Raw genomic sequence first — 22,854 nt, 5'->3', positions numbered from 1 at the left:
AAATTTATGTCATAAGTATACATTGATGATGATCGTAATCAAACCGTTTGACTTTTTAGATTGCGATCATCATCATTATATCTGGCGTTTCACAAATCACTATCAAGGGAACAAGCATGACGAACCAACAATTATTCCAACCCTATAGCCTTGGGCCAATAACGCTCACCAACCACATCGTGATGGCACCGTTAACACGTAATCGTGCCGGAAAAGATCTGGTGCCCAGCGAACTGGCAGCAACGTATTACGCGCAGCGTGCCACAGCCGGCCTGTTGATTACTGAAGCTACGCAGATCTCCGCACAAGCGCAGGGCTATCAAGATACCCCAGGGATCTACACGCCAGCGCAAATTGAAGGTTGGCGTAAAGTGACTGACGCGGTTCATGCCAAAGGCGGACATATCTTCGTACAGCTATGGCACGTAGGGCGTATATCCCATGTCGATTTACAACCTGGTGGTGCTGCGCCGGTCGCTCCGTCTGCCATTCGCGCCGAGACTAAAACGTTTGTGAACAATGGATTCTCGGACGTCTCTGAGCCACGTGCGCTCGAACTGGGAGAAATAAAGCGCATTATCGACGATTTCAGGAAGGCAGCAGCCAACGCGATTGCCGCTGGATTTGATGGTGTTGAGATTCATGGTGCGAATGGTTACCTGCTGGAACAGTTCCTTAAAGACGGTGCCAATCAGCGTACGGATGAGTACGGCGGCTCTGTCGAGAATCGTGCGCGCCTGCTGTTAGAAGTCACGGCGGCCGTTAAAGAGGAGATTGGTGCAGATCGCACGGGTGTGCGCATTTCACCGGTTTCCCCTGTGAATGCGATTTCTTGCAGCGATCCGCAACCACAATATGACTACGTCGCTGATCAACTCAATGCATTAGGCATCGTGTATCTCCACGTCGTTGAAGGCGCTACGGGCGGCCCGCGTGATGCAGTACCGTTTGATTACGATTCTCTGCGTCGACGCTTTAAAAATACCTACATTGGCAATAACGGCTATGACCTGACGTTGGCTTCAACTCACCTCTCTGAAGGCAAAGCCGACCTGTTCGCGTTTGGTCGTCCGTTCATCTCCAATCCTGATCTGGTCGAAAGGCTGAAGATGGGGGCGCCTCTGGCCTCACTCAATCCTGAAACACTTTATGGCGGTGGCGCCCAAGGGTACACAGATTATCCGTCGCTTGCCGAGGCCAGCAAGTAAATCTGTGAGTGTCACTGTTCTACCTGCATCGCACATTGCGGATTCTGTTTACACATTAATAGAGAAGATCAACTTATGACTAAAGCTTCAGTTCTCATTACAGGCGCATCCACGGGTATTGGTGCAGTTTACGCTGAACGGTTTGCTCGCAGGGGACACGACCTTGTTCTGGTTGCCCGCGACAAAGCAAAGTTAGAGACACTTGCCGATCGTCTGCGTCAGGAAAATGGCATTTCTGTCGATGTGTTGCCTGCTGACCTTACGCAAACGAGTGATTTAGCCGTGGTCGAAGCTCGCCTGCGGGAAGACGCGCAGATTGGCATTCTTATCAATAACGCGGGTATCGCGCAGTCGGGCAGCTTCACCGAGCAGACGCCTGATTCGATAGCGCGTCTTATTGCGCTTAACGTCACCGCTCTGACCAGACTGGCGAGTGCAATGGCTCCACGGCTTGTGCAAGCGGGTGAGGGATCGATCGTCAACATCAGTTCCATTGTTGGCCTGGCACCGGAATTTGCCATGACGGTTTATGGCGCAACCAAAGCCTTTGTGCTTTTCCTGTCTCAGGGAATGAATGTAGAGCTGTCATCTAAGGGCATTTATATCCAGGCGGTACTTCCTGCCGGTACTTATACGGAAATCTGGGACCGTGCAGGTATCGACATCAGTAATTCTCCAAAATTCATGGAAGTGGGCGAGTTAGTGGATGCCGCACTGGTGGGCTTTGATCGCCGTGAACTCGTCACTATCCCGCCGTTACATAATGCTGCACGTTGGGACACTCTTGATGCTTCGCGTCAGGTTCTGCTTTCAGACATCAAACAAGATGAAGCCGCAGAACGATACAAAGTCCTTTAATCAATGAGTCGCACTCTGCAGAACGCCGATAACCGTTTTTCGGCTGTTCTGCAGATGATAACTCCAAACCGCAAATGAAGGTCTTATTCCAGCATCACAAATAAACGTGTAGTGCTTATTACGGGCGCCTCATCAGGAATTTGCGAGGCATCGGCTAACAAATCAAGCGGCTCAGAGTTCACAGCCTAAGTTACGCTACACGGCGGGGAAATTGGCAGGTCAGTTGAATTTTTTGCTTAGATTTGCGCTCGCAAAGTTTCTGGACAAAGTTTTGCGTAATAGTCTTCAGCTTGATACGACAGGATAAATAAAAAATGAATAATAAGACGATGAAAGCTTTCACGTTTAAACGTTATGGTAAGCATCCTGAATTGGGATTCGATGACGTAGATTATCCTTCGCTCAACGCTGATGAAATCTTGGTTAACGTGTACGCTGTGGGGCTAAACCCTATCGACAACATGATCCCTACCGGAATATTTAAGCCAGTTCTGCATTTTACGCTTCCTGCGACATTGGGCAGTGACCTGTCTGGTGTTGTCATCGCAGTAGGGAGCAGTGTGACTCGTTTTGCGCCAGGCGATGAAATTTTTGCCAGCATTTTCGATAGGGGAACGGGCTCTCTCGCCGAATTTGCCGTAGTGCCTGAGAATGCGGCGGCCATGAAACCAGCAAACCTGGATTTTGTGCAGGCGGCTTCGCTCCCAATGGTGAGCCTCACATCCTGGCAGGCACTGATCGAGCGTGCCAAACTCCGGCCTGGTCAGAAGGTTTTTATCCCAGCAGGTTCGGGGGGCATTGGTACCTTTGCCATCCAACTATCGAAACACCTTGGCGCAACGGTGGGAACGACCACGAGTACAGGCAACGTCGAATGGGTAAGTCATCTTGGTGCAGATGACGTGGTTGACTATAAAAAGCAAGACTTCGAAAACGTATTGAGTGGCTACGATATTGTACTTGGCACTCTCAGAGGTGACGCGATTGAAAAATCCATCAACACGCTTAAGCCTGGAGGCATAATTGTTTCTCTCATCGGGCCGTTAGATGCCGGGTTCGCACGGGCTCGGCGATTAAACTTTTTTCTGACTTTCGTTTTCTGGCTGATGAGCCGAAAGATTATGCGCCTTTCGAAAAAGCGGGGCACTGCCTACACATTCCATTTCGTTCGACCTGATGGTGCCCAACTTACCCAAATTGGCAAACTCCTTGAAACGGAACAGATCAAGCCAGTGGTCGACAAGGTGTTTTCTTTTACTGAAACAAAAGATGCACTTACCTACCTTGCCCAAGGGCATGCAAAGGGAAAAGTTGTCATCAAGATGCAGGGGTAGCTTCTTTCCGTTAACAATGAAGTCATCATGCTATGGATCTGAGACTCTTAAGGCGTTATCAGAAGGTTTTACGTTGCGGATTTTTGAGTCGTTAAGAGACAGTAGAGGGTCACTTCATTATCGAACCGGAAAGACCCCAAATCTGACCACCACATTTTCCCGATGCGAAGGGGAAAACTGAAAAAGCATCGGGAAGGATTTTCACGTGAAGATATTGAATAAATGGATAAAAATAAAAATCCCGCTTAAGTTTTCTTAAGCGGGATTTTCTAAATTGGCTCCTCTGACTGGACTCGAACCAGTGACATACGGATTAACAGTCCGCCGTTCTACCGACTGAACTACAGAGGAATTGTGTGAACGGGGCGCATGATAACGGCGCGTGTCGCGCATGTCAAAGGCGTAAACCACAAAATCGCACTGTTCGGTGAGAGAATGTGCAATCTGCCGATATTTTTGGCAAATACCGGCATTTTATCGCGCCTTGGCATCGTTAGAGTGTATTCAGCGGCGCTTTCTGTTTATCGGAAAAAGCATACAGTGGCCCTTTTCCTGACAGCGTAAATAGGGCGATCGCTGTAAAGGAAAGGGCAATGCCGCCTAAAATCAGGTAAGTGCCATGAAAACCGATGCTGTCATACATATTGCCAGCAAAGATCGACATGAAGATGATGGATACCTGTTTAAAGAAGCAGAAGCACACCAGATAAATTGTCGCGGAAAAACGGACTTCAAAGACCGTAGTAATGTATTTGAAGCAGCCGACAATCAGGAACGGCACCTCAAACATGTGCAGCGTTTTCAGTACAATCACTTCCAGCACGGAACTGGCAAAGGCCGAACCAATAATGCGCACGGACATAATCGTCCCAGCAATGAGCAGGGCGTTTTTACCACCGATACGGTTCACAATCAGCGGGGCAAAAAACATGATGCTGGCATTAAGTAATTCACCCAGCGTGGTGACGTAGCCAAATACTCGTGTTCCTTCCTGTCGGGTCTCGAAAAACGAGGTGAAGAAGTTGGCAAACTGCTGATCGAACACATCGTAGGTGCACGACACGCCGACGACATAGAGCGTCAGGAACCAGATTTTGCGTTCTTTTAGCAGTTCGGCTGCCATTTTTAGGTTGAACGGTTTCTGGTTGGAGCCTACCTGATCGGCAACGAGAGCGCTGGAGGAGGCCTCTGGTTTTGCCAGCAGCAACAGGATGGCGAGGATGACGGCGCAACCGGAACCCAGCCAGAAAACAAACTGGTTATTGATGGTAAACATAATACCGACGATAGACGCACAGAGCGCCCAGCCGAGACAGCCGAACAGACGCGCACGGCCAAATTCAAACTGGCTACGGCGGCTGACTTTCTCGATATATGCTTCAATGGCCGGTGCACCGCCGTTGTTGATGAATCCCAGGTACATCCCGCCGACGATAGAACCTAAAACGATATTGTATTTTAGTAATGGGCCGAAAACATAAATGAAGAACGGAGCAAAAAACACCAGCATTATGGTAATAAGCCATAGCAGGTGTTTTCTCAACCCTAATTTATCGGAGAGCAAACCAAATATGGGTTGAAATAATAGGGCGAAAAAGGAAATACAAGCGAAGATAATACCTGTATCGCTTTTACTTATTTGGTTAATATCATGAAGCCAAATAGGGAAGAAGGGGAAGTAAGCCCCCATGATGAAGAAATAGAAAAAGAAAAACAGGCCGAATATCCAGAAATTCTTATTATGTAGGTAGTACATGTTATTTTCTCCGATATGCATAATATCCGCAACGTTTATTTTGACGTCGGATAGATACTTGCTGGATATAAACAGGGTGGAAAGAGGCGGTAATAACCGCTCTCTTTCGTTATTTTTTTAATACTGTTTTTTCATATCAATATGGCTGGTGATGTTGCATGGCGATGCGATAGTGATAATGCGTCGCTGTGAGTAAATCATCGCGATGAACGCTAGGGCTCCAAGAGTCATCGCCGCCAATTCCCATGTGGAAGCCATCCAGATTGAGCCAAACGCCTTTTTCCTTTTCTAATAAGTGGTGGTGAGTGCACGTCATTAATTGTGTTAGTCCGTAGCGGCTTAACCCAAAGTGGAAGTTTCCGGTGATAGTCCATTTGCCATAGGTCAGCGTGCGTGTATTGCAGCGCAGCCCGTTTTCCGTTGGGAAAATATAAGGTGTGTGGAGGTCATCCAGCGGCAGATTCCAGTGCCCATGCTGTGCCGCGAGCTGTCGGTCTGGGTAATTTTCATGTGGTCCAAGCCCGACCCAACTGACCTGAGGCGCGACGTCGGCTAACTGGCAGCTCAAGCCTACTCTGGCCAGTGACGGCAGCACCGTAGCGGCATCAACATCGACATCCACGGTCACCACGCCATGTGCATCAATCTGCCAGTGCTTTTTACTCCGCAATAGGATCTGTCCGGCATGGAGGAAGACGTGCTCGGTGACAATGTGCACGGCATCGGTGAGTTGGTCAGCCTGAATCGCAACACACTGCGTCTGCAATTGATAAAGTCCGGCCGATTTCCAACGTTCGGCCCAGGCGCGTGGATCGATGCGATCGACCTCGCTGATACCGATGTCGTTATCCAGCGGTGCCCGAATAAACAGATCCTGCAAAGGGGTTAACAGCGTTGGGGCATCCGCCGTCCACCACTGTTCCAGCCAGCCGCTCTGGCGGTTAAAGCGCCAATGCTGTTCGCCCTGAATAATGTCAAAGTACGCATCGGACGATTGCAGAACGGGTGGTTTCTTCTGTCCAGAACTCGGTGTCTCTGGAAGATGAAGCGGTGCAGGAAGTTGCCACTGATCCCAGGCACAGCGGTGATTAGCTTCTGACCAGGCGGTGGCTTTCGGCTGTACGACTTCAACATTGAGCCAAAGCTCTCCTGCGCTATCGACTGTGGGAAGGGCTTCCAGCAGCGTCAGTGTTTGGGTAGTCTGCGGAGCGAGCGTCAGCGGCAGCGAACCTTCTGCGAGCGTTTTATCATTCAGCGTAATGCACCAGTTCAACTGCTCATTGTCCGTATGGCGAAATAGGTATTCACTGGTGACGCGCAGCTCACACGGCGACTCAGCCTGCCAGGCGAATTGAATGTGCTGCTGTGCCCGCTGTGCTTCATACAGACTGGGATGTGGGGTGCGATCGGGAAAAACCAAGCCGTCCAGACAGAACTGGCGATCGTTAGGCATGTCGCCAAAATCTCCGCCGTACGCCCAATAGGCATTCCCTTGTTCGTCGCGGCGGGTCAGTGCCTGATCGACCCAGTCCCAGATAAATCCGCCCTGTAACCGAGGATATTGGCGGAATGCCTGCCAATAGCGCGCGAATCCTCCCAGACTGTTGCCCATCGCGTGTGCATACTCGCAGAGGATGAGGGGCCGATGCTCGTCTGGCATGCTGACCCATTTGGTGATCGACCATTTGGGGACGCTGGGGAAGGGCTGATCTTCATCAACGCGAGCGTACATTGGGCAAACAATGTCGGTCGCACGGCTATTCGCGCCACCGCCTTCATAATGCACAGGGCGAGTCGGATCGTGGCGTTTGATCCACTGGTAGAGCGCATCATGGTTTGCGCCGTAGCCGGATTCGTTCCCCAATGACCAGATAATGATGCTGGGATGATTGCGGTCGCGCTGCACCATCCTTGATACACGTTCGCTGTAGGCTGGCAGCCAGACGGGATCGTCCGACAGACGATTCATCGGCTGCATGCCGTGCGTCTCAATGTTCGCTTCATCCACAACATAGAGACCGTAGCGATCGCACAGTCGATACCACAGCGGATGGTTGGGATAATGTGAGCAGCGTACGGCGTTAAAGTTATGCTGCTTCATCAGCATAATATCGCGCCGCATTGTGTCTTCATCCATGACCTGACCGTGCTGCGGATGGTGTTCGTGACGGTTAACCCCGCGGATCAGCAGCGGTTGACCGTTCAGCAGCAGCAGGCCGCTGCGGATTTCAACTTTTCTGAAACCGACATCATAGGCTTCCGCTTCGACTAGCTCACCTTCTGCCGTTTCCAGTGCGATAACAGCGCGATACAGGTGCGGCAGTTCGGCGCTCCACAGGTCGGGCTGTGGCACGTCGATGCGGAGAAAAGATTTGTCATGATAGGCACCGCGTTCATCGACAATATTGCTGCCGAACGCCTGCCGCGTGTCGCCGATGAGTCTATTACCGCGCCAAAGCTGTACGTGGATGCGATGGTTTTTGGCCTCAGCTTCAGAGAGCGTTGCCTTCACCTGAATATCCAGCGTGCCGTGGCGGAAATCGGCGCTGAGCGGCGTAGTGAGTTGGATATCGCTAAGGTGGATCGTCGGTTTGTGCAGAAGTGTAACGTCGCGGAAAATACCGCTCATACGCCACATATCCTGATCTTCCAGATAGCTGCCGTCAGACCAGCGTAGCACCATCACCGCCAGCCGATTCTCGCCGGTTGTCAGATAGCGGCCGATATCAAACTCCGCAGGCAGGCGACTATCCTGTGAATATCCCACCCAGTGGCCGTTACACCAGAGATAAAACGCAGAGTTAACGCCATCAAAAATAATCCGGGTTTGTCCGCGACTGATCCAGTCGTGGTTGACCTTAAAAGTGAGCGAATAACAACCTGTAGGGTTGTCTTCTGGTACATAGGGTGGGTTGACGGGGATCGGGTATTTTACGTTGGTGTAAATCGGGGTGTCATAGCCCTGTAGCTGCCAATTGGCAGGCACCGGAATGGTGTCTGAATCAGGCAGATCCTGCTGTAACCAGCTTTCCGGTACGGCTTCTGGGTGGGTGAAATAACTAAACGTCCATTCACCATTCAGGCAGCGAAGCCGCTGAGACGGCTCATCTTGCTGTGCTGCAGCCACGCTGCGCCAGCTGTTGAACGGTGGGTGAGCGGGAAGCCGCTGATAGTGAGTACAGGCTGGATTTTCCCAATCACGCCGGGCAAGGATCTCTTGCAGTGTGGCGCGATGGCGTGCTGGATACGGTAAAACGGTATCGCTCATGATGGCTTGGCTCCTGAACGTCTTGAGTCTGTTTCTGTGATTGGATAGTTAAATTGTTATCCGCTCACAATCTCTATTGTTCATAACATATCGACTCGTTAGAGCGAGTAAAGTGGAACGTGACAATAAAGTGGAAGCGATCACAAAGATCGTTTGTAAAATGAGTGGCCATACATCGGATTTGGAAAGCGCTACGCAATAAATTAACGAGAGATGATAAATAACTTATTGTTTATCATCTTATTTTGTTAGGGTTTTGCATCGATGGTGAAAAAGGTGCTGCTGTGTAAAGGGTTACAAGTCGTGTAAGGGGTTACAAACATAAAGGGTTACAAACATAAAGAGTTACAGCCTTTGTAGCTGGCGTGTAATGTCCAACAGGTTTTTGGTGAGTTCTTGCAGGGAGGCATGGGTTGATGAATGTACGGCGGTGCTATGGCGTACGATCAGTTCTGTGGGTAACAGCAGTGATGTGCTCTGGGTAGGATCGCGCAGCGTGGCGAGCAAACGAGTGACGCCTTCTTTACCTAATAGCCTGAAATCCTGGCGAATGGTTGTCAGTGGCGGAGTGTAATAGGCGCTGTCCTGAGTATCGTCAAAACCGATCACTGACATCTGCTCTGGGACGCGCAGGCCATACTCGTGCAGCGCACGCAAGACGCCAAGCGCCATTTGATCGTTCGCGACAACAATGGCGGAGACGCGCAGGGATTCTCCCAGCAGGGCCAGCGTCTGGTGGTAACCGGATGCGGCGCTCCAGTCACCGTGTAGCACGGAAGCGGGGGTGAGCTGCTGTTTTTCCAGCTCGGCTAGCCAGCCTTCATAACGCAGACGGGCGGAGATCGACGTCATTGGTCCGGTCAACAGGGCGATGTGTTGATGCCCCAGCTGTACCAGATGCGTGATGGCTAAACGTGCACCGTGATCGGGGTCGAACATGACGTTGAGTATGTCGGTATGCGGATCGGCATCCATAAACAGGACGGGTGTGTCGGCACAGGTCTGGCTAATGTGGGCGACGTCATCCGTGGATAGCGGAACATTCACGATAACGCCGCTGACACGCTGAGAAAGCAGGTCGTTAACGGCATTATTGCAGGTGTTGACATCCGGACTGCTCAGCATGGACATCACGATGTTAATCCCTAGCTGGCTGGCGGTGGTCTTAATCGCTGCGGCAATTTGTGAAGGCGCGTGCAGTGACAGATCGGTAGTGACCAGCCCCAGCGTGGTGATGGTTTTTCCTGCCAACTGCTGTGCAACGCGATTAGGCGTGTAGTTAAGCGCTGCCATCGCCTGTTCTACTTTACTGCGAGTACGGGATGAAACATGAGGCGCTTGGTTCAGCACACGGGAAACCGTCTGATAGGAAACCCCAGCGTACTCGGCGACATCGTTTAAGGTTATGGGTTTCTGTTTCATCGCGGCGATTCCGTGCGTGATTCCATGCATAAAAGAGCATCATCATAACAAATTGCACAGGGAATCCGTAACAGGCGTATGTATTCCGACACAATCAAAATAGACCGAAGAGAAGCTGACGTTCGTAGGCGTTTTTAGATGTTTGTAAAAAGTAAAACCGGGAGTAAGTGCTCCCGGTTTGAGGGAGGGTTACTTGATGTTTACTGCTCGGACAACACAAACATGCCGTAAGGGTGGATTTGCAGATAGTAGCTGTCGCCCGGATTCGGCTGAAGCTGGGTTGCGTTAACTTGCAACAGCATCGACTGACCGTGCCAGTCCACCTGCACTTCGTACTGCGGTCCCATGTAGGCGACCTGCGTGATGGTGCAGCGCTGGCTTTCGTCACCCTGATGGCTGAGCGTAATGGCTTCCGGGCGAATACCGACGGTCGATTCGCTTAAGCCGGCGGCAAAGCCCTGCGGACGCGGAATGAGGTAGCCGTAGATATTCACGCTGTCTGCCGTGAAGGTGGCAGGGAAAATGTTGGCATCTCCCATAAAGCTGGCCATGAAGCGGGAAGCCGGCTGGCGATAAAGCTCCTGCGGCGCACCCAACTGCATGATTTTGCCTTTGTTCATCACGAGAACCATGTCGGATACTGCGAAGGCTTCGCTCTGATCGTGCGTAACATACAGCGAGGTGATGTTGAACTGCTGCTGAAGCTCACGGATTTTCTCACGCATGCTGCGGCGCAGGTTAGCATCAAGGTTACTCAGCGGCTCATCGAATAGCAGAACTTTAGGTTTGAGGATCAGCGCACGCGCCAGAGCGACACGCTGCTGCTGTCCACCAGAAATCTGGTCGACGTAGCGATCTTCAAATCCTGCCAGGTCAACCAGCGCCAGCGCTTCTTTTACACGCTGATTGATTTCTGCCTTCGGACGACCGAGCATTTTCAGCCCGTAACCGATGTTTTCCCCCAGCGACATATGCGGGAAGAGAGCGTAAGACTGGAACACCATGCAGATATCGCGCTGTTGAATGGAGCGCTCGGTGACGTCTTCGCCATCAATGAAAATCTGGCCTTCTGTCGGCTTTTCCAGACCGGCAACGGCCCGCAGTACCGTGGTTTTACCGCAGCCAGACGGCCCCAGAAGCGTGACCATTTTTCCCTGTGGGATCGCCAGATTCAAGTCATCAATGACGGTGTTGTTGCCGAAGCGTTTAGTGATGTGCTTCAGTTCGACAAAGCTTTTTTCAGTATTCAAGGTAATCACTCCGCTTAGGCATTATTCTTGGCTTTCGTGCGGGAAATCCGCGCTTCACCGACCAGATAATCGAACAGGAAAATAATGGCCAGCATGACCACAATCAGGATGGAACCATAGGCAATCGCCATACCGTATTCACCGTCTTCCACGCGGTTAAGAATGTAAGACGTGGCGACGCGAGTATCTGGTGTAACCAGAAAGATAATGGCGCTGACGGTGGTAATGGCGCGCACGAAGCTGTAAATCAGTGCGGACAGAATGGCCGGACGCAGCAGCGGGAGCAGAATATAAAACACCGTGCGCATCGAACCTGCACGCAGGCTGAGTGACGCTTCGTCCAGTGATTTATCCAACTGCCCCAGTCCGGCAATACCCGCACGGATACCAACCGGCACGTTACGCATCACCATCGACATGATGACAATCACCGCCGTTCCCGTTAAGTAAACCGGCGCGCTGTTAAAGGCCAGAATGTAAGACACACCGGCAACGGTGCCCGGCACCGCAAAGCACAGCATGGTGGTGAACTCGATAGCCTTCTTGCCGTAGAACTGCTGGCGCACCACGATGTAGGCGATAAGTAGCCCGAACAGTGCCGTAATCGGTGCTGCGATACCTGCGAACAACAGCGTATCCAGCAGGGAAGGCCAGGCACCGTCGCTAAAGCCTTGCCCGAACAGCTTGCTGAAGTTTGCCAGCGTCAGGGTGTAATCCACGCCCCAGTTAACGGTAAAGCTGCCGTAGAAAATGCTGCCGTACAGCAGGACGTTAAAGGCAATCCAGACATAAAGCAGGATGCTGACGATCCACACCAGCGAAACAGGTAGCGGCTGCACATCACCCCGAGAGGATTTACCGGAAATCGTGACGTAGGAGCGTTTACCGATCCACAGATATTGCACGCAGAACACGGCCAGTGAGAACACCAGTAGGACAACGCCGAGCGTACTGGCTGCCTGGTAATCCAGCTGTGCGCCAGTGATGTAGAAGTAAATCTGCGTAGCGAGTACGTCGAAGTTACCGCCCAGCACCAGTGGGTTACTGAAATCGGCCAGCGACTGGACGATCACGATCAGGAACGAGTTGGCGAGCGCCGGTTTCAGTAAGGGCAGGAAAACCCGCTGAAAGGTTTGATAACGGTTAGCACGCAGGGTGTACGACGCTTCTTCCAGCGATGGATGAATGGTCTTCATCGCGCCTTCCAGAATCATAAATGACATTGGCGTGAAGGCGAGTACCTGTGCCAGCCAGATGCCGGTAAAACCGTACAACCAGTTGGTGTTCGTCAACCCGAACCAATCCACCATCAGCTCGGTCATGTAACCGGAGCGGCCCATCATCAGCGTCACGCCTAATCCGACAACAAACGGTGGCGTAACGATAGGCAGAATGGAGAAAATGCGGCCGATAATCGCGGAGCGGCGGGCAATACGCGAGGTGTAGATCGCCAGCACCATACCGAAGAACGTACAGCCGATACCGACAGCAACCGACAGCAGGAATGAGTTCCAGATCACCCGTAAAATGTGCGTCTGACCCAAAACCTGCATAAACGCCAACGGTGCGAACTCACCGCTATCGTTGGTGAACATCGGGATGAAGATGGCGATGCTAGGGTAAAGGATAAAGACGCCAATCAGCGCGATGATGCTGATGAGCGAGCCGATGACGAAGCGATCGCCACCCAGCCAGTCCAGCCTAGAGAGCGCCAGCGTAATAATCGCACTCAGCGCGACAAACAGCACAATAGTGCCATAGCCCATTCCGCGTCCTTCAACCGTGGCACTGATGACCACGAAAAGAGCACAGAATAACGCGTAAGCCGCATCAAAGCGGTGGCGGCCACGCTGTTCCCGACCGGGTGTCAGCAGCGGACGTGCCAGCAACCCGACTGGGAGCAGGAACCACAGCAGACTGATATTCAGGTTCGACCAGCTGTAGGCTGCCAGCAGTTCATCGCGTGAGGCATCCAGCAGGCCGTAATCCAGGCTCCACGCTGGCAGCAGCAAAAAGGTTGCTGCAATCAGCGCCAGCCACAGGAAAACGGGATCCCGCTTAGGCGTCGGTGAAAGAGTTAGTGTGTGTGACATGATGGTTCCCTGGTGCTTTATAGCGTTGTTTTATAAGATTGAATCGTCACAGGTATTAAGCGGTGAATAATATTGAGTAATGGTTAATTAGCGATGCTGAGAACACGGCGTTAAGCAAAATGCGAGCTTAGCGCTGTGTTCCCGTTGTTTTTGCAATCAATAAAGGTCAATGAATCGAGATTATTGGCCCATTTTGACTTCGTTAACCCACTTGGAAATTAGCTCTTTACGCACGTCTGCTGCACCGTATTTGTCCATGTCGTAGTTGATCAGTTTCAGATCCTGCAACTTCAGAGACAGCGGAGAAGCTTCGGCGGTGGTGTTGGTCAGAATCTGATAGGACTGGCCTTTCTTCCAGGAGAGTTCCTGTGCTTCTTTTGACAGCGCCCAGTCAACGAACAGCTTGGCGTTATCCATATTGCGCGCGCCTTTCAGGATGCTGACGCCGCCAATTTCATAGCCAGTACCTTCACACGGGGAGATCAGCGTCAGCGGGGCGCCTTTCTCTTTTTCCAGCGAGTAGTCATGCAGGAAGCCGATGCCGATAGCCGTTTCGCCACGTGCAGCGTTACGTGCTGGGGCAATACCGGATTTGGTGTACTGCGACACGTTAGCATTCAGTTTTTTCAGGTAATCAAAGGCCTGATCCTGACCCCACAGTTGGGAGAAGGTCGCCAGTGCGGTATAGGCCGTACCGGAACTTTGTGGATCGGCAATCTGGATTTCGCCTTTGTAGACTGGGTTGGTCAGATCTTTCCAGCACTGTGGAACGGGCAGGTTTTTCTCTTTCAGGCGATCGGTGTTGACGCCGAAGCCGAGAATGCCGACGTAAACGGCTGACGAGTAGTTGCCTTTACGTTTGGCGGGATCGCGGAACTGCGGCATGATCTGCTCAAGGTTTTTAGACTGATAGGGTTCCAGCAGATCCATTTCGCCCGCTTGAGATTGCGGATCCAGCGTGCCGCCGTACCAGACGTCAGCCTGGGGGTTTTTCTTCTCTGCATCGACTTTCGCCAGCGTGCTGCCGGAACCGTTGCGGATAAAGGAGGTTTTAACGTCGTATTTTTCACCGAAGGCCTTTGCTTCTTCCTCGCAGAAGGCGTTCGTGGCGCTACAGTAAATGACCAAGCGACCTTCCGCCCGAGCGGTGGTGGTGGTAACGGCAGCAACGGTCAGTCCAGCGGCGATGAGGGTAGTTAAGGTACTCAGTTTCATGATGTTTTCCTTATAGGTATCTATCTGTTGTTATTGCTATTTTGATGTCATCAAACGTTCCCGGCGGCTGACACCTGCCATCAGCAGCGGCATCAGTAACAGTCCGATGCAGGCTGAAGCCAACGCCAGCAGAGTAAAAAATCCCGACCATCCGTAGTGTTGCAGCACCTGTGCCAGCGGCCAGCCCGCCAGCGCTGCCCCCAGATAGGCAAATAACGCCAGAAAACCTGTCACCGTGCCTGCGGCATCCTTATGGCTGTATTCCGTCGCAGCCAGACCGATCAACATCTGTGGTCCAAAAACAAAAAAACCGATACTGAAGAAACAGGCCGCGAGTAGTGAATAGTGGTGAATCGGTGCTAACCACAGCGCGGTCATGGTTAAAAACAGCCCTAATGCAAACAGCAAAATCATCGGTGCGCGTTGACCACGAAACAGCAGGTCCGACCCCCAACCTGCAAACAGAGCCCCCATTAATCCGCCCAGTTCAAACAGTGACAGCGTGGCGTTCGCGCTGAGGAGGTTGAAGCCGTGGCTCTCCGACAGCCAGATGTTCCCCCAGTCATTCAGTGCGATGCGAATCAGGTACACCAGAATGTAGGAAAACCCGAGTAGCCAGATGGTACGGTTACGCAAAATCGCATCGCGCAGAATCTGGCGCATTGGCATCGGCGGGCTTTGCTGCTCCTGACGAAGCTCCAGCGCATCGCGCCGCCACTCGCCAACGCTGGGCAATCCCTGTTGTTGCGGTTTATCGCACAGTTGCCAGCACAGCCACAGACCAATCACAATGCCGATGATGCCCGGCACCAGCAGTGCCGCCTGCCATCCCCATTCGGAGGCCAGATAGCCGGCCAGCAGGGGAACCGCCGCACCGCCGATGTTGATCGACGTATTCCAGCATCCCCACCAGAGGCCGCGTTCATTGCGCGAATACCAACTGCTCAGCAGTCTGGCGCAAGGCGGCCACCCCCAGCCTTGAAAGAACCCATTCAGCGCCCAAACAATCAGCAAACCCGTGAGCGACTGGCAGTACATAAACAGAATATTCAGCACGCCAGTAATCATCAGCCCGACACCCATAAACCAGCGCACCTGACTGCGATCGCACACGATGCCAGAAATAAACTTGGATGCGCCGTAACAGAGATAAAACAGCGTCCCCAACAGACCGATATCGCCTTTGCTTAACCCTAATTCCAACTGCATCACTGGCATGACGAAGTTGATGCTTTTACGCGTCAGGTAAAACGTGGCGTACCCGATGACCATAGAAATCAGCAACCGTGGTCGCCAGTAGCGATAACGCTGGCTGATTTGTGTGGGTGAAAGCTGTCCCGTTGAGTCCTGTCCCGTAGAAAACATGGGTGCCTGCATAGGGTTCTCCGTCGCGTTGAGAGAAGAGTAGAGGGATGTGAATTAAAAAGGATGAGACAAGGTTTTAGGTGGCTAGGAATAATTCCTAGCTAATCGTCTTTTTGTTTAAATTTTGTGGGCAAGTTAACAATTATGTGCGTGCCACGCAGCGTGGCAGATTCGCTAAGGGTGGCAGCGTTTACCAACCAGTTACCGCCCAACGCCTGTACGCGTTCCTCGATGCCCCGCAGGCCAAAGCCACCGCCTGTCGGATGCGATCTGTCTTGTGCGATGCCTACACCGTTATCAATAACGTCGAGCGTAATCAGGTCAGCCTGTTGGGAAAGCCGAACCGTAATCTGCGTAGCGCTGGCGTGCTTGTTGATGTTGTTAAGCAGTTCCTGCACCAGCCGGTAAAGGGTGAAAACCACGACGTCATCATGCGGAGGCGTGGGGAGCTGATAATCTAGCTGAAACTGGATACCGCGAGCCGAGAAGGCAAATTCATCCGCCAGATGATGTAGCGCTTTATCCAACACCATTTCATCCAGCACCGGCGGGCGCAACTGGCGCAGAAGCTGGCGGGTGGTGTGGTGGATGCGCCGCGACAGCTCGCTGATTTGTCCGGCGGCATGCTGAGCCGCCTCGGCCGGTGCGCTGTGTTTCACCAGCATGGCCTGAATCTGAATGGCAGTGATGTTTTGACCGATGTCATCGTGCAGCTCGCGCGCGATGTCTTTGCGTACGGCCTCTTCGGTGTGGATGATGCGCTCCATGAGTCGCCGCCGAGTTTTCAGCTCCTGCTCCAACTGATGACGATAGCGCTGGAGCCGCTGTGCCAGCTGTTGCTGACGGCTGATCGCGATCCCCAGCCCAATGCCGAGCAGCGCCTGTGTAGAGAGAAAGAGTTCCAGTTCACGCAGATCGTCGAAGGCTCCGCTCACCTGACGCGTGACGGCAATCATCAGACTGCCGAGTACGGCGGAGAGCACGCCGCCTTGCCAGCCGAATTTATACGCCATGACCACGTTAGGCAGAAAAACGAAAATCAGCAGCAGGCGTTCCATCTCAGGTGTGAACGTCATTTGCAGGCAAACGCCGATAGAAAAAAACAGCGAGCACCAAATCAGCAGCGAGGTACGCAGCGGCGGATCGGGGATCTCTTGTGCCAGCAACGTCTGCAAGTGCTGCTGCTTGATGTATTCGTACAGCAGATAGGTGAACGGGATCAGCAGGACGCCGCCGGTAAACGTGGCCAGCAGCGTTTGTGTCAGCTGCGAGTGTAACCAAGGGCCGATAGCGATGCCGTGCAGAACGGTATTGAACGTCAGCGCGGCCAGCAATAGCAGAAGTCGCTGCCAATAAAGCGTATAGCGATGCCAGATTTTATGCGTGATGATGGCCGGAATCAGGCTGAGGAACGGAGAAAGTAGCAGCAGCGAACGCGTTATGAGCTGCTCGCTAATAAGCCAGCTCTGGATGGCGATTTCCGCAAGCAGTAAGGTCGGCCAGTACTTTCTAGGCAGCAAAATCATCAACGCCAGCCGCAGCCCTTGCGGTAACAGCAACGCTGCCTGCTGGCCGTTGTTGCTCAAATAGAAACTGATGGTCCACAGCGCCAGCCAAATCAGGCTATAGAAAAAGGCCAGAAACAGCGTCATGCCGATGACGTGCAGGCGACGCATGATTTACTTCCCAGCCAGCAATTGGTGTTGCAGTGCAAAGTGCACCAGCTCTACTGTGGATTCACACTGTAATTTACTGAGAATATTGGCACGGTGAACGTGAACCGTCTTATGGCTGAGCTCAAGCTGTTCAGCGATGCTTTTGACGCTAATCCCGTTGATTAGCAGGCTGAATATTTCCCGCTCGCGCGGGGTCAGCGCCAGCAGCTCTTTCGGTGGCTGCTGCTGATGGCGAATGGCATGCAGTGCATCGGCGCAGAGGTAAAGACCGCCGCTGCTGACTACGCGAACCGCCTGCACTAACTCTTCCGGGCCACAGCGCTTCGTGAGATAGCCGCCTGCACCCGCATCCAGTGCGCTTTGTACAAATGCGGTGGTGTCATAGATGCTCAGAATAATGGCGCGAAAATTAGGACGCTGCTGACGCAGACGGGTTAATAGCGACAGGCCGCTTTCATCCGGCATGGCGATATCAATCACGGCAACATCAATCGGCTGTTTGAGTAGATGGGGCCACGCCTGCGCCGCCGAAGCATATTGTCCAACAACCTGAATATCATTTTCTAACGTCAGAAGCTGTGCAAAGCCAGACCGTACAACGATGTGATCGTCAACCAAAGCCACATTAATCATGGTTTCGCCGTGTGAATGCAAAGTCATCAAAACGTCATAATGCGGGGGAATGCAGAGGCGAGCAATAGCAGATAGGTAAAATGGAATCGGCTTAACAGATATATCCGTCATACTTCAAGCTGCTTGTGCGTTGGCTGCCCTTAAATACTCGGCCCGTCGTGGGCCTCGCCCTAAAGGGCCGCTGCAAGCAGCGTTCAAATCTGCTCCCGGCAGATTTGTCACCCCAGTCACTTACTTGTGTAAGCTCCTGGGGATTCGTGCGGTTGCCGCCTTCACGCAACTCGAATTATTTAGGATATATATCACTCTTTATTGACCAAATGATGAAATGCATATTCATAGAACGCAGAGTTATTTGACTCGGTGAATTATGGGGCGTTACTGTTTTTCTCTTTAAATCGATACAGTTACGATATCAGGTAAACCAGAATGATGAATAAATGGCGTATAGCGCTGGTGGCGGGAATGGTCACGGCGGCGATGGCGTTGACGGCATGCGATAGCGCAAGCAATTCTGCCAACCACATTAAAGTCGGTGTGATTAACGGTGCGGAACAAGACGTTGCCGACGTCGCGAAGAAAGTGGCAAAAGAAAAGTATGGTCTGGAGGTTGAGCTGGTAGGGTTCAGCGGTTCACTCTTGCCGAACGAGGCGACGGATAAAAGCGATCTGGATGCGAACGTCTTTCAGCATCGTCCTTTCCTCGAACAGCAAAACCGTGAACACGGTTATAAGCTGGTGGCGGTAGGAAATACCTTCGTTTTCCCGATGGCAGGTTATTCGAAGAAAATTAAAAATATCAATGATCTGAAAGATGGCGATACCATTGCGATTCCTTTCGACCCTACCAATTTGGGGCGAGCGTTGCTGCTACTGCAAAAGACCGGATTAATTACTCTAAAGCCTGACACGGGGTTATTACCGACGGTGCTGGATATCACGACGAATCCGCATAATCTGCGTATTATGGAAGTGGAAGGGGCACAGTTGCCGCATTTGTTAGACGATCCGCAAGTGACGGTAGCCATTATTAGTACGACCTATATTCAGCAAACGGGCTTAACGCCAACGAAAGACGGTATTTTTATTGAAGATAAAGAATCACCGTATGTGAATATCATTGTGACGCGTGAAAATAATAAAGAGGCGGAAAACGTCAAAAAGTTTATTCAAGCCTATCAGTCTGATGAAGTTGAACAGGCTGCGAACCGTATTTTTAATGGTGGTGCGGTAAAAGGCTGGTAATGACACTGTTTTTTCCGTTTTGAATCGGGTCCGGTAGATATTTCACCGGACCCATTATCTGTCGGAAACGGCGAATCAGGCGGCGATATCATTTCTCGGACTGTGGGTAAAATACCACTCAACCGTTTTCTTAATTAACTCTTCCGTCGCATCGACATAGTGCTGTGGTGACGTTTTGACTTCCTGCTCCAGAATTAGAGGAAGCTCGGTACAACCCAGAATAATTTTCTCAACGCCAGCCTGTAACAGGCGATCTTTTACCGGTGACAATAGGCTATAGGCTCTGGCGATATCACCGGATTTATACGCGTAGATGCTTTCCATTACCTGGTGTTGGTCTGCATCATCCGGCGTGTAGCACTCAATATTATCGGTAGTCAGATTGTCCTGATAAATTCTTGCTTTCACCGTCGCCGTCGTCGCCAATAGGCCGACGCGTGTGGTGTTGGCATGCTTAATCGCCTGACAGGTCACATCAATAATGCTGATCATTTCTGCACGGCACTGCTGTTTTAAGTCATTAAACCAATAGTGCGCGGTATTGCACGGAATAATGATGCATTCAGCGCCCGCGTTTTCGAGAATTCTCATATATTGCAGCATCTTATCCAGCGGCGACGCGCTGTGCTGGAGAATGCATTGTGTTCTGTCTGGGATATCAGGAATAGAAACCGCAATCATCGGAATATGGTCTTGATCCCGATACGCTGGCGTGTTTTTGATCAGCTTTTGCATCGCATCAACGGTAGCACCCGGCCCCATACCGCCAAGAATTCCCACGAGACTGTTCATGCTGTTAACCCTGTAGCATTATGAAATTAAAAGGATAATCGCACACTGCTGGGCAATGTGAATTGCTAAATTCCCATCTGCTATGTATGATTTGCATAACAATTGGCATCTCTATGCTTTTACTGGGTTTAACGGCCTTCGGTGGAAAGTATCTTTGTTGGCGATGCAGAACGTTGGTATAGAGCGCGAAAACAGGGCGCGGAGCGTTTTGAGTGAGGGACGATGCTGAACAATATCGAAACCAAGTGGCTGTATGATTTTATCGTACTGGAAGAGCACCGGAGCTTTACGCTAGCTGCTGAGAAGCGCAATATTTCTCAGTCCTCATTTAGTCGGCGAATTCAGGCGCTGGAAGCGGCGGTTGGCTTTGATATTTTTGACCGTAGTGCGCTGCCACTACAGTTAACCGAGCAGGGACGGGTGTTCCACGCTTATATCCGCAATACGCTGGACGATTTGGAGTATCAGCTCAATAAGCTGCACGGTGGGGATAATTACAAGAATAAGATCACCATCGCGGCGGCGCATTCGCTGTCGGTATTCATCATGCCGGAATTGTTAAAAGACGTACCGGATCCGCAGGAAAAAATCTTCTATGTCGAATCGATCGATGTCGATGAGGCGGTGCTGAATCTCAAGGAAGGGCGCAGTGACTTCATTTTCTCATTCTACAATGAGGATCTGATGGGGGAGCCCTTCATGCATGAGAAGATACTGGAGTCTCGGCTTTATCCGGTCTGCGCGTGTGATAGCACAGGGAAGCCACTGTTTGATGTCAGCGCCTCATCGGTGCCGCTACTCAACTATACCGAGACGAGCTACATGGGGCGTCAGGTCAGCCGCTACTTATCTAGCGTCGACAGCGATAAGTTTACGGTCAATTTTGTTTCTTCCATGAGTGACTTGCTCAAGCGTATGACGAAGAAAGGTTATGGTATTGCCTGGCTGCCGGATTATTCCATTCAGGAAGAGCTAAAAAACAAAGAGCTGGCGATCCTGAGCATGGAAAATGCCGTGATCCGCATGGGGGTTTATCTGTATCGCCTCGATGCGCGGTTGAATGTGGCTTCTGAGAAATTCTGGCGCTACATGAAAGGGCTGTCATCGGAATCTGGACTCTAAGCGTCGTGACCATACAGATGATGAAACGAAATGTGGGCAGGCAACGAGAGATAAAAAAATAGCGACCCGAAGGCCGCTATAGATGAAGCATTCACTCACTCAGCATTAGCTATTTTGCGTAGCCTGCTGAGGTTCCTTATAGGCGACGACTTCGTCGGTAGCCTCTTCCTCATCATCGTGGATGTCTTTTTCCAGACTGGCCACAACGGCGGTAGAGATACTGTTACCGATGACGTTAGTTGCAGTACGGCCCATATCCAGAAACTGATCAATACCGATGATCAGTAGAATACCGGCTTCCGGCAGGCTGAACATCGGCAGCGTTGCGGCAACCACCACGATAGAAGCACGTGCTACGCCCGCCATCCCTTTACTGGTGATCATCAGCGTCAGCAGGATCAGGATTTGCTCAGTAACGCTTAGGTCGATGTTGTAAGCCTGTGCGATAAACAGAATCGCAAAGGACTGGTACATCATAGAACCGTCGAGGTTGAACGAGTAACCGAGCGGCAGCACAAAGCTGGTGACTTTTTTCGGCACGCCGAATTTGGTCAGCGCTTCCATGGTTTTCGGATAAGCCGATTCACTGCTCGCCGTGGCGAAAGCCAGCATGGTCGGTTCACGAATCAGCTTCGCCAGTCTAACGATGCCTTTGCCCAGGAACAGGTAGCCAACCAGGAACAGAACGCCCCACAGTAAGGCCAGACCGAGGTAGAATTCACCGATCAGTTTACCGAAGTCGTAAAGCAGGCCCAGACCTTGCGTGGTAATCGCGGAAGCGATTGCGGCAAAGACAGCAATAGGAGCCAACGCCATCACGTAGTCGGTCACGCGGAACATCACTTTGGTCAGTTCTTCGATCATGGAAATGATCGTGGTCGCGTGCTTGTTGTGGCCTTTTACATAGGCAAGCGCGGAGCCGAAGAACAGAGAGAACACCAGAATTTGCAGGATCTCATTGTTCGCCATCGCTTCGACGATACTTTTCGGGAAGATATGGCTGATGAAGCTCTTAAGTGTAAAGCTGTCGGTATTCAGGCCTGTCGCAACATGCTGTACGGGGACTTCGAGATTCATGCCCGCACCGGGTTGGAACAGGTTAGCGAAGAGCATACCAATGAGCAGAGAAATGAACGAGGCGCTGACAAACCAGATCATCGCTTTCATACCGATACGGCCAACGGCAGAAGAGTTTCCTCCCATGCTTGCTAGGCCGGAAACTAGCGTAGCGAAGACCAGTGGTGCGATGATCATTTTGATCAGACGCAGGAAGATATCGGTAACCATGTTGAAATAAGATGCAACTTCTTTTGCTCGACTGCCGTCAAGATATTGATGGCAAGCCCAGCCGATTAATATTCCCAAGACGATAGCCAAGACTATCTGTACAAGTAACTTCTGCCTTTGCATATAAACCTCATGTTGATGAATTGATTCAGACAACACAATATTATTGCCGCGTGATGGATGGTTGGTGCTTTCCCTGAATACACCAACTCCTCACCCGAACCTGTTATTGGGGTGTTGTGTCTGCCCGCCGATATTACAACGATTCTTGTTTTTTACATTTTTTTTCTGCGGATTGTTATGTAATTGTGATCTTTGTCATGCGAAAAA

General features: G+C 51.5%; 16 protein-coding genes, 1 tRNA gene and 1 pseudogene. 6 read left to right on the top strand and 12 right to left on the bottom strand.

Features of this window, described 5'->3' with window-relative positions:
• Positions 1-116 precede the first annotated feature (116 nt).
• The 4 genes and pseudogenes from IG609_RS13375 to IG609_RS13360 all read left to right on the top strand — a co-directional run bounded on the left by IG609_RS13375 (position 117) and on the right by IG609_RS13360 (position 3,400).
• Positions 117-1,208 carry an alkene reductase gene (locus tag IG609_RS13375; RefSeq protein WP_193400879.1) on the top strand — a complete coding sequence of 364 codons (1,092 nt, stop codon included), beginning with the start codon at positions 117-119 and terminating at the stop codon, positions 1,206-1,208.
• A gap of 75 nt (positions 1,209-1,283) precedes the next feature.
• On the top strand, positions 1,284-2,066 hold the full coding sequence (locus tag IG609_RS13370; RefSeq protein WP_193400877.1) for an SDR family NAD(P)-dependent oxidoreductase: 783 nt from the start codon (positions 1,284-1,286) through the stop codon (positions 2,064-2,066).
• A gap of 163 nt (positions 2,067-2,229) precedes the next feature.
• A pseudogene (locus tag IG609_RS13365) lies at positions 2,230-2,373 on the top strand (oxidoreductase); the annotation flags it as partial.
• Between the two features lie 7 nt (positions 2,374-2,380).
• Positions 2,381-3,400 carry an NADP-dependent oxidoreductase gene (locus IG609_RS13360; protein ID WP_193398958.1) on the top strand — a complete coding sequence of 340 codons (1,020 nt, stop codon included), beginning with the start codon at positions 2,381-2,383 and terminating at the stop codon, positions 3,398-3,400.
• A gap of 275 nt (positions 3,401-3,675) precedes the next feature.
• Here IG609_RS13360 and IG609_RS13355 read toward each other — a convergent pair.
• The 10 genes from IG609_RS13355 to IG609_RS13310 all read right to left on the bottom strand — a co-directional run bounded on the left by IG609_RS13355 (position 3,676) and on the right by IG609_RS13310 (position 18,078).
• A tRNA-Asn gene (locus IG609_RS13355) sits at positions 3,676-3,751 on the bottom strand.
• 142 nt (positions 3,752-3,893) lie between these two features.
• The gene (locus IG609_RS13350) at positions 3,894-5,156 is read right to left on the bottom strand and encodes an MFS transporter (protein ID WP_193398957.1); all 1,263 of its coding nucleotides are present in this window, start codon (positions 5,154-5,156) and stop codon (positions 3,894-3,896) included.
• Positions 5,157-5,292: 136 nt separating this feature from the next.
• Positions 5,293-8,424, bottom strand: a complete 3,132-nt coding sequence (locus IG609_RS13345; RefSeq protein ID WP_193398956.1) for a beta-galactosidase — start codon at positions 8,422-8,424, stop codon at positions 5,293-5,295.
• A gap of 345 nt (positions 8,425-8,769) precedes the next feature.
• On the bottom strand, positions 8,770-9,846 hold the full coding sequence (locus IG609_RS13340) for a LacI family DNA-binding transcriptional regulator (RefSeq protein ID WP_048257271.1): 1,077 nt from the start codon (positions 9,844-9,846) through the stop codon (positions 8,770-8,772).
• Between the two features lie 200 nt (positions 9,847-10,046).
• Positions 10,047-11,105, bottom strand: a complete 1,059-nt coding sequence (fbpC, locus tag IG609_RS13335; RefSeq protein WP_174435808.1) for a ferric ABC transporter ATP-binding protein — start codon at positions 11,103-11,105, stop codon at positions 10,047-10,049.
• A gap of 5 nt (positions 11,106-11,110) precedes the next feature.
• On the bottom strand, positions 11,111-13,189 hold the full coding sequence (locus tag IG609_RS13330; protein ID WP_193398955.1) for an ABC transporter permease: 2,079 nt from the start codon (positions 13,187-13,189) through the stop codon (positions 11,111-11,113).
• A 180-nt stretch (positions 13,190-13,369) separates the two neighbouring features.
• The gene (locus IG609_RS13325) at positions 13,370-14,404 is read right to left on the bottom strand and encodes an ABC transporter substrate-binding protein (protein ID WP_193398954.1); all 1,035 of its coding nucleotides are present in this window, start codon (positions 14,402-14,404) and stop codon (positions 13,370-13,372) included.
• A 36-nt stretch (positions 14,405-14,440) separates the two neighbouring features.
• Entirely contained in the window at positions 14,441-15,781 is a 1,341-nt protein-coding gene (gene uhpC / locus IG609_RS13320) for an MFS transporter family glucose-6-phosphate receptor UhpC (protein ID WP_193398953.1), read from the bottom strand.
• Positions 15,782-15,870: 89 nt separating this feature from the next.
• A complete protein-coding gene (locus IG609_RS13315; protein WP_193398952.1) occupies positions 15,871-17,445 on the bottom strand; it encodes an MASE1 domain-containing sensor histidine kinase in 1,575 nt (524 codons plus the stop codon).
• A 3-nt stretch (positions 17,446-17,448) separates the two neighbouring features.
• Positions 17,449-18,078: a response regulator transcription factor gene (locus tag IG609_RS13310; RefSeq protein WP_010285873.1), complete on the bottom strand. Its 630-nt coding sequence runs from the start codon at positions 18,076-18,078 to the stop codon at positions 17,449-17,451.
• A gap of 429 nt (positions 18,079-18,507) precedes the next feature.
• Between IG609_RS13310 and IG609_RS13305 the strand changes: the two genes are divergently transcribed.
• Positions 18,508-19,323 (top strand): MetQ/NlpA family lipoprotein, encoded by an 816-nt coding sequence (locus IG609_RS13305; protein ID WP_193398951.1) that lies wholly within the window; start codon positions 18,508-18,510, stop codon positions 19,321-19,323.
• Positions 19,324-19,398: 75 nt separating this feature from the next.
• On the opposite strand, the gene cuyB is transcribed toward IG609_RS13305, so the two are convergent.
• Entirely contained in the window at positions 19,399-20,115 is a 717-nt protein-coding gene (cuyB, locus tag IG609_RS13300; protein ID WP_193398950.1) for a cysteate racemase, read from the bottom strand.
• A 222-nt stretch (positions 20,116-20,337) separates the two neighbouring features.
• On the opposite strand from cuyB, the gene hypT reads away from it, so the two are divergent.
• Positions 20,338-21,237, top strand: a complete 900-nt coding sequence (gene hypT, locus IG609_RS13295; protein WP_193398949.1) for a hypochlorite stress DNA-binding transcriptional regulator HypT — start codon at positions 20,338-20,340, stop codon at positions 21,235-21,237.
• 105 nt (positions 21,238-21,342) lie between these two features.
• Here the strand turns inward: hypT and IG609_RS13290 are convergent, their stop codons facing one another.
• Positions 21,343-22,647, bottom strand: coding sequence for a dicarboxylate/amino acid:cation symporter (locus IG609_RS13290; RefSeq protein ID WP_193398948.1), 1,305 nt, complete (start codon positions 22,645-22,647; stop codon positions 21,343-21,345).
• Positions 22,648-22,854: the final 207 nt, after the last annotated feature.

Origin of the sequence: Pectobacterium quasiaquaticum (assembly GCF_014946775.2) — a bacterium.
Taxonomy (GTDB): Bacteria; Pseudomonadota; Gammaproteobacteria; order Enterobacterales; family Enterobacteriaceae; genus Pectobacterium; species Pectobacterium aquaticum.
The sequence above is the reverse complement of the archived record's forward strand: the minus strand, read 5'-3'. Positions and strand labels throughout refer to the sequence as shown.

Bases quoted from the DNA above. Each gene is read 5' to 3' on its own strand.
- IG609_RS13375 (WP_193400879.1), top strand. From the start codon at position 117: ATGACGAACCAACAATTATTCCAACCCTATAGCCTTGGGCCAATAACG.
- IG609_RS13370 (WP_193400877.1), top strand. From the start codon at position 1,284: ATGACTAAAGCTTCAGTTCTCATTACAGGCGCATCCACGGGTATTGGT.
- IG609_RS13360 (WP_193398958.1), top strand. From the start codon at position 2,381: ATGAATAATAAGACGATGAAAGCTTTCACGTTTAAACGTTATGGTAAG.
- IG609_RS13350 (WP_193398957.1), bottom strand. From the start codon at position 5,156: ATGTACTACCTACATAATAAGAATTTCTGGATATTCGGCCTGTTTTTC.
- IG609_RS13345 (WP_193398956.1), bottom strand. From the start codon at position 8,424: ATGAGCGATACCGTTTTACCGTATCCAGCACGCCATCGCGCCACACTG.
- IG609_RS13340 (WP_048257271.1), bottom strand. From the start codon at position 9,846: ATGAAACAGAAACCCATAACCTTAAACGATGTCGCCGAGTACGCTGGG.
- IG609_RS13330 (WP_193398955.1), bottom strand. From the start codon at position 13,189: ATGTCACACACACTAACTCTTTCACCGACGCCTAAGCGGGATCCCGTT.
- IG609_RS13325 (WP_193398954.1), bottom strand. From the start codon at position 14,404: ATGAAACTGAGTACCTTAACTACCCTCATCGCCGCTGGACTGACCGTT.
- uhpC (WP_193398953.1), bottom strand. From the start codon at position 15,781: ATGCAGGCACCCATGTTTTCTACGGGACAGGACTCAACGGGACAGCTT.
- IG609_RS13315 (WP_193398952.1), bottom strand. From the start codon at position 17,445: ATGCGTCGCCTGCACGTCATCGGCATGACGCTGTTTCTGGCCTTTTTC.
- IG609_RS13310 (WP_010285873.1), bottom strand. From the start codon at position 18,078: ATGATTAATGTGGCTTTGGTTGACGATCACATCGTTGTACGGTCTGGC.
- IG609_RS13305 (WP_193398951.1), top strand. From the start codon at position 18,508: ATGATGAATAAATGGCGTATAGCGCTGGTGGCGGGAATGGTCACGGCG.
- cuyB (WP_193398950.1), bottom strand. From the start codon at position 20,115: ATGAACAGTCTCGTGGGAATTCTTGGCGGTATGGGGCCGGGTGCTACC.
- hypT (WP_193398949.1), top strand. From the start codon at position 20,338: ATGCTGAACAATATCGAAACCAAGTGGCTGTATGATTTTATCGTACTG.
- IG609_RS13290 (WP_193398948.1), bottom strand. From the start codon at position 22,647: ATGCAAAGGCAGAAGTTACTTGTACAGATAGTCTTGGCTATCGTCTTG.